This window comes from Streptomyces sp. NPDC052396 (genome assembly GCF_044593195.1).
Taxonomy (GTDB): Bacteria; Actinomycetota; Actinomycetes; order Streptomycetales; family Streptomycetaceae; genus Streptomyces.
In genome coordinates this window covers 49,236-64,287 of the sequence record NZ_JBIUAW010000013.1, presented here as the reverse complement: position 1 = coordinate 64,287, position 15,052 = coordinate 49,236, and the positions used below count along the sequence as shown (strand labels likewise).

Here is a 15,052-nt window from a genome sequence, read left to right as displayed (position 1 = left end):
TCACAGCTCGTGGCCGAGGGCCCCGGCCAGGGTCCGCAGCAGGTCCTGGGCGGCGTCCGGGATCACCGTGCCGGGTCCGAACACCGCGGCGGCGCCGGCGTCCAGCAGCGGCTGGACATCCTGCGGCGGGATCACCCCGCCCACCACGATCATGATGTCCTCGCGTCCCTCCTCGGCCAGTTGCTCGCGCAGTGCCGGGACCAGCGTCAGATGTCCGGCCGCCAGCGAGGAGACGCCCACGATGTGCACATCCGCCTCCACCGCCTGCCGGGCCACCTCGGCGGGGGTCTGGAACAGCGGGCCGACGTCCACATCGAAGCCCAGGTCGGCGAAGCCGGTGGCGATCACCTTCTGGCCGCGGTCATGGCCGTCCTGGCCCATCTTGGCGACCAGGATGCGCGGCCGGCGCCCGTCCTCGCGCTCGAAGGCCGCCACCAGCTGCCGGGTCCGCTCCACTTGGGACGACTCCCCCGCCTCCTCTCGGTACACCCCGGAGATGGTACGGATCTGGCCGGCATGCCGCCCATAGACCTTCTCCAGGGCGTCCGAGATCTCGCCGACGGTGGCCTTGGCGCGGGCCGCGTCGACGGCCAGGGCCAGCAGATTGCCCTCCAGGCCGCGGCCGGGGCCGGACTCGGCGGCCCGGGTGAGGGCGGCCAGCGCGGCCTGGCAGGCGGCCTCGTCGCGCTCGGCGCGCAGCCGCCGCAGCTTGTCGATCTGCTGGGCGCGCACGGCGGAGTTGTCGACCTTGAGCACCTCGATCTGCTCGTCGCTGGCCACCCGGTACTTGTTGACGCCGATCACCGGCTGACGGCCGGAGTCGATCCGGGCCTGGGTGCGGGCCGCGGCCTCCTCCACCCTCAGCTTGGGGATGCCGGCGTCGATGGCCTGGGCCATGCCGCCGGCCGCCTCGACCTCCTGGATGTGCTGCCAGGCGCGGCGGGCCAGGTCATGGGTGAGCTTCTCCACATAGGCGCTGCCGCCCCAGGGGTCGATCACCCGGCAGGTGCCGGACTCCTGTTGCAGCAGCAGCTGGGTGTTGCGGGCGATACGGGCGGAGAAGTCGGTGGGCAGCGCCAGCGCCTCGTCCAGGGCGTTGGTGTGCAGCGACTGGGTGTGTCCCTGGGTGGCGGCCATGGCCTCCACACAGGTGCGCGCCACATTGTTGAACACATCCTGGGCGGTCAGCGACCAGCCCGAGGTCTGGGAATGGGTGCGCAGCGACAGGGACTTGGCGTTCTCCGGCTCGAACTGGGAGACCAGCTTGGCCCAGAGCAGCCGGGCCGCCCGCAACTTGGCGATCTCCATAAAGAAGTTCATGCCAATCGCCCAGAAGAAGGAGAGCCGGGGCGCGAAGGCGTCCACATCCAGGCCGGCGCCCAGTCCGGCGCGCAGGTACTCCACCCCGTCGGCCAGGGTGTAGGCCAGTTCCAGGTCGGCGGTGGCCCCGGCCTCCTGGATGTGATAGCCGGAGATGGAGATGGAGTTGTAGCGCGGCATCTTCTGCGAGGTGTAGGCGAAGATGTCGGAGATGATCCGCATCGAGGGCTTCGGCGGATAGATATAGGTGTTGCGGACCATGAACTCCTTGAGGATGTCGTTCTGGATGGTCCCGGCCAGCTTCTCGGGCGATACGCCCTGTTCCTCGGCGGCGACGATATAGAGCGCGAGGACGGGCAGCACCGCGCCGTTCATGGTCATCGACACGCTCATCCGGTCCAGCGGGATGCCGTCGAAGAGCTGCCGCATGTCGTAGATGGAGTCGATGGCCACTCCGGCCATGCCCACATCGCCGGTGACCCGGGGGTGGTCGCTGTCATAGCCGCGGTGGGTGGGCAGGTCGAAGGCGACCGACAGGCCCTTCTGGCCGGCCGCCAGATTGCGCCGGTAGAAGGCGTTGGACTCCTCGGCGGTGGAGAATCCGGCGTACTGCCGGATGGTCCACGGCTGGTTGACGTACATGGTGGGGTACGGGCCGCGCAGATAGGGCGCGATGCCGGGGTAGGTGGCCAGGGAGTCCAGCCCGTCCAGGTCCTCGGCGGTGTAGAGGGGCTTGACGCCGATGCCCTCGGGGGTCTCCCAGAGCAGGTCCCCATCGCTCTTGCCGGTGCTCTCCTTGAGGGCGGCGCGCCAAGTGCCCGCTTCGGCCGGGGCGTTGACCGGGCCCAGTTCGATGTCGGAGAAGTCGGCCGGAATACCTGAAAAATCGGGCCGCATCACGCCACTCCCAGGAGGTCGAGGACGGAGGACAGAACGGCGACCACGTCGCCGCCCGCGAAGACGAACTCGTCGACCCCGGCCCGCAGCTGGGCTTCCCGGTGCTCGCCGGGGCGTCCGGCCAGGAACACCCGCTGGGCTCCGGCCGACTTCAGGGCCGCGGCCACGTCCTCGGCCTGCTCGGCGTAGAGGGTGTCGCTGGAGCACAGGCAGGCGATGGCGGCGCCGGCGGCGGTGAACGCCCCGGCCGCCGAGGCGGCGTCGACCGTGGCGGGGTGGTGCACCGGTTCGATGCCGCCGGCCTGGAAGAGGTTGGCGGCGAAGGTGGCCCGCGCGGTGTGCGCCGCGGCCGGTCCCAGGGCGGCGATAAAGACCTTGGGCCGGGCGCCGGTGGCGGCCAGGTGGGCGTCGGAGCGGGCGCGCAGCGCCTCGTACGCCTCGTCACGGCGCACCGTGGGCAGCAGGCCGGCCGGGCGGGCCGGGGCCGGTTCCCGCTCGGGGAGCTGTTCGCCGAGGTGGGGGAACTCGCTGACGCCGGTGATGGGTTCGCGCCGGGTGGCCAGGCGGGCGGAGCGCTCATGCCAGGTGGTTGCCAGCCGTTCCCCGGTCAATCCGCTCTCCAGTGCGGCCTGTTGGCCGCCGGCCCGCTCGATCTCCTGGAACCAGGCCCAGGCGGCCTGGGCCAGTTCCTCGGTGAGCCGCTCCACGTACCAGGAGCCGCCCGCCGGGTCGATGACCCTGGCCAGGTGGGACTCCTCCATAAGGATGGCCGAGGTGTTGCGGGCGATACGGCGGGCGAAGGCGTCGGGCAGGCCCAGCGCCTCGTCGAAGGGCAGCACGGTGACCGCGTCCGCGCCGCCGACGCCCGCGCCCAGGCAGGCCACGGTGGTGCGCAGCATGTTCACCCAGGGGTCCCGGCGGGTCATCATCACCCGTGAGGTGACGGCGTGTTGGCGCTGGGCGCGGTGGGCCGGGGCCGCTCCGCTGACCTCGGCGACCCGGGACCACAGGCGCCGGGCGGCACGCAGGGTGGCGATGGTCAGGAACTGGTCGGCGGTGGCGGCGTAGCGGAACTCCAGCTGGGCGCAGGCCTCTTCGACACTCAGGCCGGCCGCGGTGAGCTCGCGCAGATACGCCACTCCGGTGGCCAGTGAGCAGCCCAGTTCCTGGGCGGCGGAGGCGCCGGCCTCGTGGTAGGGCAGGGCGTCCACCACCAGGGCGCGCAGTCCGGGGCGTTGCCGGGCGCAGTGCAGCGCCAGCCGGGCCGCGGCGGCGGTGTCGGCGGCGGTGCCGGTACGGGCGAGGGTGCCCAGCGGGTCGGCGCCCAGGGTGCCGGTGGCCGCGCCGGCGGGCACCTGACGCTCGTCATAGAGGCGCAACAGGGCGTCGGCCGCGGCCGGGAACTCGGCGCCGGCGTCCAGGGTGATGCCGGCCAGGTCGAGGTAGACGCCGTCCAGGGCGGCCGGCAGGCCGTCCACCGGGAGCCCGTTGGCGCCGACGGCCAGCCAGAGCGAGGTGACGCCGTTCTCCAGGTCGGCGAGCACGGCCTCGTTGGCGCGGCGCGGGTCCGGGTGGGCGTGGTGCTGGCGGACGTCCCAGCCGGTGAGGGCGGTGCCTTCGGCGCGGGAGCCGCGGGTGAACGGCGGCAGGCCCGGGTAGCCGGCGGCGGGCGCGGTGTCCTCGGCGGTGTAGAGCGGGCGGGTCGCCAGCCCGTCCTGGAGCGCGGTGGCCAGCGCGTCCTCGGCCGCCGTGCCCGTCACATCCTTGCCCGTTTTGCGCAGCACGCCTTCGACCAGGCGCTGCCACTGCTCGCGGGTGGCGTCGGGGAATTCGGCGGCCGGTGAGAAGCCTTCGTCAGGCAGGACCGTCATGGAGGGAAGGCTAGGCGAGCGGCCCCCGCCCGCAGCAGGGGCAACGGCTGTGACCTTTGCCTCTTCCCGTTGTCCGGCATGGTGTTACCACTTCTCGCCGCCGGCGGCGGGTACCACGAACTCGCACCAGACCGATTTGCCGGTGCCGCGTGGTTCGACTCCCCAGACATCCGCCAGCCGGTCGACCAACAGCAGTCCGCGTCCGGAGACTCCGGCCTCGCCGGGGTCGCGCCGGCGGGGCAGGGCGCTGGACCTGTCCTCGACCTCGACACGCACCCGGCGGTCCGGGCCGGCCACCATACGGATGGTCACCACCGCCGGCCCATCGGTGTGCAGCAGGGCGTTGGTGGCCAACTCATCGGAGACCAGCTCGATTTCATCGGCCCGATCGCGCGCTCCCCAGGCCTGGACGGCGTTGCGGATCATATGGCGGGCGGCGGACAGCGCCTCCGGGTCGGCGGGGGCGATGTGCTGCTGGAGCCGTCCGCCCGCCTGGGAGGTGGCGCCATGGCGGCGCAGAAGCAGCAGTGCCATGTCGTCGCCGCCGACCCGTTCGTCCCCCACGTCACACAACTGGTCGGCCAGTTCCTGCAGTTCGTGCGAGCCGTCCCGGACCAGGGCGGTGATCAGCTGCATGCCCTCGTCCAGGTCGGCACCGGGCTGCTCGACCAGGCCGTCGGTGAACAGCAACAGGGTTTCACCGGGGTCGAGTTCCACGGCGGTGACCGGGTAGTCGAGGCGGCCGAACTCGGCGGAGAGCCCCAGCGGCAGCCCGCCGGCCACCGGGAGCCGGCGGCAGGTGCCGTCGTTGTGGCGCAGCATCGGGTCTATGTGCCCGGCGCGGACCAGTTGCAGCATTCCGGTGGTCAGGTCGGCTTCGGCATAGGAGCAGGTGGCGAAGCGGTCGGTGTCCAGTTCATGGAGAAAGGAGGAGGCCCGGGCCATCACGGTGGCCGGTGAGTGGCCTTCGGAGGCGTAGGCCCGCAGCACGATGCGGAGCTGGCCCATCACGGCGGCGGCGTGGGTGTCATGGCCCTGGACGTCGCCGATGACGGCGCCGACCCGGCCGCCGGGCAGCGGGATGACGTCGTACCAGTCGCCGCCGATGTCCCGGCCCATCCGGGCGGACCGGTAGCGGACGGCGATCTGGGCGCCGGGGATGTCGGGGATGCGGCGCGGCAGCATGGACTGCTGGAGGCCCTCGGCCAGGTCGTGTTCCTGGTCGAAGAGCATGGCGCGGGCGATGCTCTGGGCCAGGCTGCTGCTCAGCACGATGAAGAGGTTGCGTTCCTGCCGGGTGAATCCGCGCGAGTCGCTGTAGAGCAGGCCGAGGGCGCCGATGGGGCGGCCCTGGGCGATCAGCGGAAGGTAGGCGGCGGAGGAGATGCCGATGTCCTTGATGCGTTCCCACAGCCAGGGGTAGCAGGCGGCGAACTCCTCGCGGGACTCGATGAAGCGGGGGGTCAGGGTGCGGATGACCTCGCTCATCGGGAAGTTGTCGTCGACCCGGGTGTAGCGGGTGCCGGGAATGAAGTGCTCGGAGGGGCCCTCGGCGACCAGGTGGATCCGGCCGCCGTCGACCAGGCCGAGGACCAGCAGGTCGGAGCCGAGGTGCTGGACGGCCTGGGGGTCCTTGAAGAAGTCGATGACGTCCTGGACGGTCCGGGCGTGGGCGAGGGCGGCGGTGGTCTTCTCCACCACGGTGGTCTGGTGGCGGTGTTCCTCGTCGGGTTCGCGGGGTCCGGTGTGGCCCAGTTCCTCGGTGGCGTCCCGGACGATGCCGATGATGCGGCAGGGCCGGCCCTGCCGGTCGCGGTGGATCCGGCCCTGGGTGTAGGTCCAGCGCAGCGAGCCGTCGTCGGTGCGGATGCGGTAGTAGGCGCCATAGCTCTGGCTGCCGTCCTTGAGTGCCTGGGAGACCAGGGCGTCCAGCCGGGCGGCCTCGGCCCTGGGCACCCGGCCGGCCAGGTCCGCCAGGCGTCCGTCGAAGGCCTCCGGCGGCACCTGGAGGACGGCCAGCGCGGAGGCGTCCAGGTGCAGCCGGCCGCTGACCAGATCCCAGTCGAAGCTTCCCATCCGGTTGAGGGCGAGGCTCAGCTCCGGGCGGGCGGGCCAGTCGTCCGGCGGCGGTACGGCGGCAGGCGTCGCTCCCCGATCAACCATGGGGCCACTCTGTCACTTTTTGCCCTTTTCTTCGATATTTCTTTATTTCTTCGACAGGAGGGACACGGTCCCGGGCGCACCTGGGGGTACCCATAGGCAGGGGGCCTGGTCCAGGGAGCGGCATGGAGTGGTTCACCGGTTCCGGGTACTGGCTGAGCAGGCTGGTGCTGCAGCGTGCCCTGGCCGCGCTCTACCTGGTGGGCTTTCTCTCGGCGGCCCTGCAGTTCCGGGCCCTGATCGGGGAGCGGGGCATGCTGCCGGTACCGCGGTTCCTCGCCTATGTCCCAACCCGGCGCTCACCCAGCCTCTTCCGGCTGCACTATTCCGACCGCTTCTTCGCCCTGTGCGCCTGGGGCGGGGCGCTGCTGTCCGCGGCCGTGATGGCGGGCGGCGCGGACGCCGTGCCGCTGGGGGCGGCGATGGCGGTCTGGGCGGTGCTGTGGGCGCTCTATCTCTCGATCGTCAATGTGGGCCAGACCTGGTACGCCTTCGGCTGGGAGTCACTGCTGCTGGAGGCCGGCTTCCTGGCCGTCTTCCTGGGCAACGCCCGTACCGGGCCGCCGGTGCTGATCCTCTGGCTGATGCGCTGGCTGCTGTTCCGGGTGGAGTTCGGGGCCGGCCTGATCAAGATCCGCGGGGACCGCTGCTGGCGCGATCTGACCTGCCTCTACTACCACCATGAGACCCAGCCGATGCCGGGTCCGCTGAGCTGGTTCTTCCACCGCCTGCCGAAGCCGCTGCACCGGGTGGAGACCGCGGCCAACCACCTGGCCCAGCTGGTGGTGCCCTTTGCGCTGTTCGCCCCGCAGCCGCTGGCCAGTGTGGCGGCGGGCCTGGTCATCGTCACCCAGCTCTGGCTGGTCGCCTCCGGCAACTTCGCCTGGCTCAACTGGCTGACCATCGTTCTCGCCCTCGCCGCGGTGGACGGCACGGCCTGGGAGGATCTCTTCGGCCTGCCGCACCACGCGCCGCAGCCCGGACCGCCGGTGTGGTACCAGGTCCTGGTGCTGGCGGCCACCGTGCTGGTGGTGGTGCTCAGCTGGTGGCCAGTGCGCAATATGCTCTCCGCCCGGCAGCGGATGAATATGTCCTTCAACGCGTTTCACCTGGTCAACACCTATGGCGCCTTTGGCAGCGTCAACCGCGCCCGCTTTGAGGTGGTCATCGAGGGCACCGAGGACGAGCATCTGACCGACCGGACCCGGTGGCGGGAGTACGAGTTCCGCGGCAAGCCCGGCGACCTCCGCCGGCTGCCCCGCCAGTTCGCCCCCTACCATCTGCGGCTGGACTGGCTGATGTGGTTCGCCGGGATCTCCCCCGGCTTCGCCCATGACTGGTTCGGCCCGCTGATCGAGCGGCTGCTCACCGGCGACCGGGACACCCTGCGGCTGCTGCGGCACAACCCCTTCCCCGGCGCCCCGCCCACCCATGTGCGCGCCCGGCTCTACCACTACCGCTTCACCACCTGGCACGAGCTGCGCACCACCGGCGCCTGGTGGCACCGCACCCTGGCCCGGGAGTTCCTGCCCCCGGCGGCCCTGCGGCGGTGACGGCCATGGAACCGGTCGACGCCCTGGAGCGCATCGCCTTCCTGCTGGAGCGCGCCAAGGCCCCCACCTACCGGGTACGGGCCTTCCGCACCGCCGCCGGCACCATCGCCGCCCTGCCCGCCGACGAGCTGCGGCGCCATGCCGCCGCCGGCTCGCTGACCGGCCTCAAGGGCATCGGCCCCAAAACCGCCGCCGTGGTCACCGAGACCCTGGCCGGCCGTACCCCCGGCTATCTGGCCCGGCTGGAGGAGGAGGCCGGCGAACCGCTGACCGAGGGCGGGCTGGCCCTGCGGGCGGCGCTGCGCGGCGACTGCCATCTGCACTCCGACTGGTCGGACGGCGGCAGCCCCATCGTGGAGATGGCCCGCGCTGCCCGGGACCTCGGCCATCAGTGGGCGGTGCTCACCGACCACTCCCCCCGGCTCAAGGTGGCCCGCGGCCTGTCCGCCGAGCGGCTGCGCGCCCAGCTGGCCGAGGTAGCCGAGGTCAACGACCAACTCGGCCCGGACTTCCGGCTGTTGACGGGCATCGAGTGCGACATCCTGCCCGATGGCTCGCTCGACCAGGAGCCGGAGCTGCTGGACCGCCTGGACATCGTGGTCGCCTCGGTCCACTCCCAGCTGCGGATGGACGCCGCGGCGATGACCCGCCGGCTGGTGGCCGCGGTGGCCAGCCCGCTGGTGGACGTCCTGGGCCACTGCACCGGGCGGCTGGTGGGCATCGACTCGCCGCGCCCCGAGTCCCGGTTCGACGCCACCATGGTCTTCACCGCCTGCGCCCGCTTCGGCACCGCGGTGGAGATCAACAGCCGGCCGGAGCGGCTGGACCCGCCCCGGCGGCTGCTGCGCGAGGCCCTGGAGGCCGGGACGCTGTTCGCCATCGACAGCGACGCCCACGCCCCCGGCCAGCTGGACTGGCAGATCTACGGCTGCGCCCGGGCCGAGGAGTGCGGGGTGCCGGCCGATCGCGTCCTCACCACCTGGAGCGCCGAGCGGCTACTGGAGTGGGCCCACGACAGGCGGGGCTCAGGGCATGGCGTCACCCAGTGACCCCAGCAGCAGGCGCAGGACGCCGGCGAGCGCCTCGTGCTCGGCGTCCGGCAGCCCGGCCAACAGCCGGTTCCCGGTGGCCAGATGGTCCGGCAGCGCCCGGTCGACCAGCGCCCCACCCTCGTCGGTGAGCTCCACCCGTACGCTCCTGCCGTCCTGCTCACTGGCGGTGCGGCGCACCAGTCCACGCCCCTCCAGCCGGTCCAGGCGCTGGCTGATCGCCCCCGAGGTGACCATGGCCGAGTTCTTCAGCTCGGTCGGGGTCAGCCGGTACGGCGGGCCGCTGCGCCGCAGAGTCATCAGAACGTCGAACGAGGCGGCGTCCAGCCCATGCGCCGCGAAGGTCCGGTTCTGTTCGGCCTCCACCACCCGCATCAGGCGCTTCAGCCGCCCGAGCACCGCCATCGGCGAGACATCGAGGTCAGGGCGCTCCTCGGCCCATTGCCGCAGCACAAAGTCCACATGATCGGCCGTCATCGGCATCCCGGCCAAACTGTTTTAGCGGTGAGATACATCACGGTCAGTTAGCTTAGCACTGAGCTAGATTGTTTAGCGCTAAGGAACCATCATCGATGTACCGACCTACGCATGACCGACGTATCGAGGGAGCCCCAACCATGCGCATCACCGTCTTCGGAGCCACCGGCAATGTGGGCAGCCGAGTGGTGGCCGAGGCCCTGTCCCGTGGCCATGAGGTCACCGCCGTGGTACGCAACCCGGACCGCCGCGGCACCCTGCCGGCCGGCGTCGGGATCCGGACCGGCAACGCCGAAAACCCGGACCAGGTAGCCGAGTTGAGCCTCGGCCAGGACCTGGTGATCAGCGCCACCCGCCCCGCGCCCGGCCAGGAGGACGACCTGGTCAAGGCCGCTCGGGGACTGCTGGCCGGGCTCACCACCACCGGTGTGCGGCTGCTGCTGGTCGGCGGGGCGGGCAGCCTGACCGTCCCCGGCAGCGGCGGCACCCTGCTGGTCGACGACCCGGCCTATGTCCCCGCCGCCGTACGCCCGATCGCCCTGGCCTGCAACGATCAACTCGCCGTCTGCCAGGCCCACTCCTGGGCGAACTGGACCTACCTCAGCCCGCCCGCGCTGCTGGAGCCGGGCGAGCGCACCGGGGTCTACCGGCGGGGCACCGATGAGCTGCTGGTCCGCCCCGACGGCAGCTCGACGATCTCCATGGAGGACTTCGCGGTGGCTCTGCTGGACGAGGCCGAGACCCCCCGGCTCTCCCGGGCCAGGTTCACCGTCGCCTACTGACGACGTCGCCTTCCGACGACCGCTCAGGGCAGCGCGGCCCGGCCGGCATCCCCCAGCAGCGGGGCGAACAAGTCGCCCTGTGCGGCCACCCGTTGGAGCACCTGCTCGGGAGTGAAGGCAAGGTCCGCGGGATCCCGGCAGGCGGCCACCTCGTCCCAGGTGACCGGCGCCGCCACCAGCGGAAGCTCCCGCAGCCGCACGGTGTAGGGCGCGGCGGTGGTCTTGGCGCTGGCGTTCTGCGACCAGTCGATGAGCACCTTGTCCCGGCGCTCCAGGCGGGTCATGGAGACCACCACCAGTCCGGGGTGCTCGCCCATCATCCGGCCGGCCAGGGCCTTGGCATAGCCGCTGGCCATCCGCCCGGGGACGGGCCGGACGGGCGCGTACAGATGCAGGCCCTTGGCGCCCGAGACCACCGCGAAGGCGGTGAGCCCATCGCCCTCCAGCAGCTGCCGCAGCCGCTCGGCGATACGGCAGCAGACCACCAGATCGGTGCCGGGCCCCGGATCCAGGTCCAGCACCAGCCGGTCGTGCCGGTCCCGCCCCGTCCGTGCCCTCCACTGCGGGACATGCACCTCATAGGCGCCCAGATTGGCCATGGCGACCAGCGCCGCGGTGGAGTCGATCACGACCTGCTCGGCGGTCCCCTCGCTGTGCTCCACCGTCACCCGGGGCACCCAGTCCGGGGCGCCCGGCGGCGGCGTCTTGGCCACCCAGCTCTCCCCCGCCAGCCCTTCCGGAGCCCGGACGAACGAGGCCGGGCGGCCGCTGAGATGCGGCACCATCACCGGGGCGATCTCGGCGTAGTAGCGCAGCAGTTGGGCCTTGGTATGGCCGGTGGCCGGAAAGAGCACCCGCTCCAGATGGGACAGCGACAGCCGGTGCCCCTCCACCTCCACCGTCTGCCGGCCGGCCGCCCCGGGCACCACTCAGGACGCCCGCTTCTTACGGCGCCCGCCGGCCGCCGCCAGCGCCTGGACCAGTTCCTCACGGCTCATCCCGGAGCGCCCCGGGATGCCGGCCTCGCTCGCCCGCTGGTACAGCTCCGTCTTGCTCAGCCCCGCCAACTCCGCTTCCTTCGACCGCTTCTGCGCCGTCTTCCTCGCGGCCTGCCGCGAACGGCGCTTCTCCGCCGCCGCCTTGAGCTCGGTGGGCGGCCGCACCTCCCGCTCCGCCACGGCGGAGGCCCGGCCCTTGCCGGCCTTCCCTCCTGCCTTCGCCTTGTCGATGCTGGCCTGCAAGGCGCCCATCAGATCGATGACATTCGTCGAACGCGGCGGCGGCTCGCTCTTCTCCACGGTGGCCCCGGCGCGCTTGGCCTGGACGAGTTCCAGCACCTTGTCCTTGTAGGTGTCCTGGTATGTCGCCGGATCCCAGTCGATGCTCAGTGCCTCGACCAGTTGTACGGCCGTCTGCAATTCCCGGTCCGCGACCTTCCCGCGTTCCGGCAAGGTGCCGATTTCGCTGCGCGGATCGCGAATCTCATCCGCCCAGTGCAAGGTGTGCAGCGTCAGGATGTCGCCCTCGGCCTTCACCGCCACGAGGTATTCCCGGTTACGCATCACAAAGGTGGCGACCCCCACTTTGTTCGAACGCGTCAGGGCCTCCTGCAGCAGGGCGTAGACCTTGGCGTATTCCTTGCTCTTCGGGGCCAGATAGTAGGTCTTGTCAAAGAAGATGGGATCGACCTGCTCCAGGTCCACAAACCCGCTGATCTCCAGCGCCTTGGACCGCCCCGGCGCGATCTCGTCCAGCTCCCCCGGCTCCACCACGACATAGTCATCGCCCATGTCATAGCCCTTGACGATCTCGGCCAGCGGGACCTCCTCGCCGGTGCGCTCGTTCACCCGCTTGTTGCGCACCCGGTCCGAGGTCCCGCGCTGCAGCTGGTTGAAGCGGATCGTATGGGTCTCGGTGGCGGAGAACAGCTGCACCGGGATGGCGACCAGCCCAAAGGACAGCGCCCCGCTCCAGACCGCATGCGCCATGGCCGCCACCACCTCCTGGTCTCCTCCATCGGAACCCCAGGCGACGGTGATCGCATCCCGGCACGGGCAATCGCGCGGCCCGGCCGCTCAGGCGCCGGGCCCGGCCTCCTCGTACCCCACCACGGCGACCTCGGCCCGGGCCGTCTCCACCAGCCCGTCCGCCCCGCACTCCTCGGCCAGCTCCAGCCCCTCCCGCAACCGCCCGGCGGCCTCCGCGGCCCGCCCCGCCTTGCGCAGCGCCACGCCATGGTCCACCAGGGCCGCCGCGTACTCATACCGGCACGGCGACTTGCTCAGATGCGCCACCGCCCGCTCCAGCTTGCCCAGCGCCTCCGGCCCCTCGACCAGCTGAGCCGAACGGCGCAGGGCCTCGCCGATGGCGGTGTCGGTGCCGAATCGCATGGCGTGCTGGAGGGCTTGGCCGGCGAGGGAGCGGGCGCGGTCCGGTTCATCGGGAGCAAGTGCAACGGCCAGGTCCAGGGCCCACGGTCCCCAGAGAGTGTTGTAACGGCCCCGCTCGGCCAATCGGTGGCCCGCCGCCTCAAGTTCGGCCACCGCCTCCTTCGTGCGGCCGAGCGCGAGCAGCAGCCGCCCCACCATGCAAGCGGCGTCAGGCATGACCATCGCCGGGGGATAGGGCGGGCCGAAGGAGTACTTCTCAGCCACCTTCTGGGCCTCTTCCAGGTGTCCCCGGGCCAGCAGGGTGTCAATGAGCATGCAGGTGCCGTCCCACTGGATGGGCAGTCCAGGGCCCAGCCGGTCGCACAGCCGCAGCCCCTCCTGCAGAGCCTGCTCGGCCAGCTCCAAGTCTCCACGCCGGCGGTGGACGAGGCCCAGGAACTCATGGGCAAAGGCGAGATGAGCGCCGCGCCAGCCAGAGACCTCGAATTCGCGCACGGCCTCGGTGAAGAGTTGCTCGGCGTGGTCGAGCCGGTCGGCATAGGCACAGGAGACGCCGATCAGGCTGGGGATCTCGAAGCCCCACTCGGTGTTCGTCCAGCCCAGTCCTTTTGGGAGACAGCCGTCCACGAGGATGCGGTCAGCCAGTTCAACAACGTGCAGGGCGTTCTCGCTGCGGATCATGCAGTCGAAGGCACGCAGGGCCAGCAGGGCGCACTCGGAGCTGTCGCGGCCCTCCAGGTGGTCGGCGAGCTCGGCGATCTTCCGGGACCTCTCGTGGGCTCCCTCCTCCTCGAGCTGAATCCCCTTCCAAAGGAAGTGCGCCGCCTGGAGCCGCATCTTGCCCCGACCGACCGGCATGCGGTCGGCGGCCCGTGCCACCACCTCGGCGGCTTGGGTGAGCTGGCCGTTGTGGGTGTACGCCTGCGAGAGCCGGTACGTCGCGTCGACGCGCAGCTCCTGGGGAAGCCCCGGGTCGTCCAGGGCCGCCCGCAGATGGTTGATCGTGGTCGGCGGCGAGGTGAGCAGTGCTGAACAGCCCAGCTCGTAAAGGACCTCCGCCCGCTCGTCCTCGGGCGGCGGTTCCGCGAGGGCACGCTCAAGACAGCGCTGAGCGGCCTCCGGTGCGCCGACTGCGAGGTGTTCCCGGGCAGCGGCGCGCATCAGCCGCACGAGGTCCGGGTCACCCTCCGGATGAACTTCCAGCAGGTGCCGTGACGCGGCGGCGGCCCCGTGGCCCGCGTTGGCGACCGCCCAGGCTGCCATCCCGTGCATCGCGGTACGCGTGGCCGCCGGAATGGCCTGGTAGACGGCAGTGGCGATCAGCGGGTGGACGAACTCGAGTGAAGTAACACCCTTGAGGATACGGGCCTCGCGCAGCCGGTCCGCGCACATGGCGCCTTCCGCCGGATTCATCCCTGCGAGCATGGCGGCAAGCCGGGGGGAAATCTCCGTGCCGAGCACCGACGCACCCCAAGCGAACCGGGTCGCAGGATTGCCCAGCCGCTCCAGCCGGGCGACCAGACCGCTGCCCCGCGCGGCGGCGCCAAGCTCGCGCAGCAACGCGGCCGACTCCTCAAGCGGCTTGAGCTGACGGTCACGTGTCTTCGCGATCAACTCGACTACCTCGTAAGGATTTCCGCCGGTGACAGCCCAGACCTCGCGGCAGAACGGATCGTCCGCTTCAGGCTCCAGCGTGGTGCGCACCAGCCCAGCCACAGCACCCGGGGTGAGGGGGTGCAGCGTCACCGGACGGTTGCCCCGGCTCGTGACGAGATCCTTGAACGCCGGTGAGTGGTCCGGGAGTTCCTCCGGACGGTAGGCGATCGCGAGGAGGATCGGCAGCTCCCTCAACCGCAAGGCGAACGATGCCAGCCACCCAAGCGAGGCCGCATCGCACCACTGGGCGTCATCGACGACCAGGACCAGCGGCTCGCGCGTCATGGCGAACCGGGTGACCAGCCAGTCGATCCCGTCGCGCACACCCTGCGGGTCAGCCTGGCCGACGAGCGGCGCGATCCCCAGCGCGGGCCCTGCGATGTCGTACCACGCGCCGAGCATTTGTTTGTGCTGCGTCTCCTCCAGAGGAACGAGAGCCGGTTGCAGCAACTGCCGGACGACGTGGAACGGCACGGCCTGCGCTTGCTCGCTGCCACGCGCGGCGAGCACTGTACAGCCGCCGCGCGCGGTGACGATCCTCCGCAGCTCTCCAAGCAACGCCGTTTTACCGACACCTGCTTCACCGCTGTACAACAGCAACCCGCCCATGGCAGCGTCTCCGTCGCCCTGCCGGCCGAACAAGGCGTCCACGGCCAGAGCCGCTGCGGCGATTTCCTGCTCACGCTCGAACAGGACAGTGTGCGGGCGCTGTTCGTGCTGGTTCCCCGTCATGGAGTGTCTCCCGGGTGAGTGTTGTGAGGCGAGCCTAGCCTCGTACGCAACCGCTTGGGGTGGGGTTCTGCGGACAGACCACTCGTGAGCATGATCCGCATGACCTGTAGGCCACTGCAGATCACTCCGAACACTCATCCATGACTTTCAAAAACCTTTTCGGGA

10 protein-coding genes are annotated in these 15,052 nt (G+C 71.1%); 3 read left to right on the top strand and 7 right to left on the bottom strand.

The window, feature by feature from the left end:
* From scpA to ACIHFE_RS28475, 3 genes are all read right to left on the bottom strand, one after another.
* A complete protein-coding gene (gene scpA / locus ACIHFE_RS28485; RefSeq protein ID WP_400111006.1) occupies positions 1 to 2,217 on the bottom strand; it encodes a methylmalonyl-CoA mutase in 2,217 nt (738 codons plus the stop codon).
* Entirely contained in the window at positions 2,217 to 4,088 is a 1,872-nt protein-coding gene (gene mutA, locus ACIHFE_RS28480; RefSeq protein ID WP_400111005.1) for a methylmalonyl-CoA mutase small subunit, read from the bottom strand. Before mutA ends, scpA begins: the two co-directional genes overlap by 1 nt.
* Before the next feature lie 84 nt (positions 4,089 to 4,172).
* Positions 4,173 to 6,251, bottom strand: a complete 2,079-nt coding sequence (locus ACIHFE_RS28475; protein ID WP_400111004.1) for a SpoIIE family protein phosphatase — start codon at positions 6,249 to 6,251, stop codon at positions 4,173 to 4,175.
* A 122-nt stretch (positions 6,252 to 6,373) separates the two neighbouring features.
* Here ACIHFE_RS28475 and ACIHFE_RS28470 point away from each other — a divergent pair, with 122 nt between their 5' ends.
* Both ACIHFE_RS28470 and ACIHFE_RS28465 read left to right on the top strand, forming a co-directional pair.
* The gene (locus ACIHFE_RS28470; protein ID WP_400111002.1) at positions 6,374 to 7,801 is read left to right on the top strand and encodes a lipase maturation factor family protein; all 1,428 of its coding nucleotides are present in this window, start codon (positions 6,374 to 6,376) and stop codon (positions 7,799 to 7,801) included.
* 5 nt (positions 7,802 to 7,806) lie between these two features.
* Positions 7,807 to 8,850 (top strand): PHP domain-containing protein, encoded by a 1,044-nt coding sequence (locus ACIHFE_RS28465; RefSeq protein WP_400111000.1) that lies wholly within the window; start codon positions 7,807 to 7,809, stop codon positions 8,848 to 8,850.
* On the opposite strand, the gene ACIHFE_RS28460 is transcribed toward ACIHFE_RS28465, so the two are convergent.
* Complete coding sequence (locus ACIHFE_RS28460; RefSeq protein WP_400110999.1) at positions 8,827 to 9,327, bottom strand: MarR family winged helix-turn-helix transcriptional regulator; 501 nt, start codon at positions 9,325 to 9,327, stop codon at positions 8,827 to 8,829. The genes ACIHFE_RS28465 and ACIHFE_RS28460 overlap by 24 nt on opposite strands.
* A gap of 140 nt (positions 9,328 to 9,467) precedes the next feature.
* Between ACIHFE_RS28460 and ACIHFE_RS28455 the strand changes: the two genes are divergently transcribed.
* On the top strand, positions 9,468 to 10,109 hold the full coding sequence (locus ACIHFE_RS28455; RefSeq protein WP_400110997.1) for an NAD(P)-dependent oxidoreductase: 642 nt from the start codon (positions 9,468 to 9,470) through the stop codon (positions 10,107 to 10,109).
* 23 nt (positions 10,110 to 10,132) lie between these two features.
* Here ACIHFE_RS28455 and ligD read toward each other — a convergent pair whose 3' ends face one another.
* The 3 genes from ligD to ACIHFE_RS28440 all read right to left on the bottom strand — a co-directional run bounded on the left by ligD (position 10,133) and on the right by ACIHFE_RS28440 (position 14,887).
* Positions 10,133 to 11,038 (bottom strand): non-homologous end-joining DNA ligase, encoded by a 906-nt coding sequence (gene ligD, locus ACIHFE_RS28450; protein ID WP_400110995.1) that lies wholly within the window; start codon positions 11,036 to 11,038, stop codon positions 10,133 to 10,135.
* On the bottom strand, positions 11,039 to 12,097 hold the full coding sequence (locus tag ACIHFE_RS28445) for a Ku protein (RefSeq protein ID WP_400110994.1): 1,059 nt from the start codon (positions 12,095 to 12,097) through the stop codon (positions 11,039 to 11,041).
* An 87-nt stretch (positions 12,098 to 12,184) separates the two neighbouring features.
* A complete protein-coding gene (locus tag ACIHFE_RS28440) occupies positions 12,185 to 14,887 on the bottom strand; it encodes an ATP-binding protein (RefSeq protein WP_400110991.1) in 2,703 nt (900 codons plus the stop codon).
* Positions 14,888 to 15,052: the final 165 nt, after the last annotated feature.

Coding starts and splice junctions, on each gene's coding strand:
- scpA (WP_400111006.1), bottom strand. CDS start 2,217: ATGCGGCCCGATTTTTCAGGTATTCCGGCCGACTTCTCCGACATCGAA.
- mutA (WP_400111005.1), bottom strand. CDS start 4,088: ATGACGGTCCTGCCTGACGAAGGCTTCTCACCGGCCGCCGAATTCCCC.
- ACIHFE_RS28475 (WP_400111004.1), bottom strand. CDS start 6,251: ATGGTTGATCGGGGAGCGACGCCTGCCGCCGTACCGCCGCCGGACGAC.
- ACIHFE_RS28470 (WP_400111002.1), top strand. CDS start 6,374: ATGGAGTGGTTCACCGGTTCCGGGTACTGGCTGAGCAGGCTGGTGCTG.
- ACIHFE_RS28465 (WP_400111000.1), top strand. CDS start 7,807: ATGGAACCGGTCGACGCCCTGGAGCGCATCGCCTTCCTGCTGGAGCGC.
- ACIHFE_RS28460 (WP_400110999.1), bottom strand. CDS start 9,327: ATGACGGCCGATCATGTGGACTTTGTGCTGCGGCAATGGGCCGAGGAG.
- ACIHFE_RS28455 (WP_400110997.1), top strand. CDS start 9,468: ATGCGCATCACCGTCTTCGGAGCCACCGGCAATGTGGGCAGCCGAGTG.
- ACIHFE_RS28445 (WP_400110994.1), bottom strand. CDS start 12,097: ATGGCGCATGCGGTCTGGAGCGGGGCGCTGTCCTTTGGGCTGGTCGCC.
- ACIHFE_RS28440 (WP_400110991.1), bottom strand. CDS start 14,887: ATGACGGGGAACCAGCACGAACAGCGCCCGCACACTGTCCTGTTCGAG.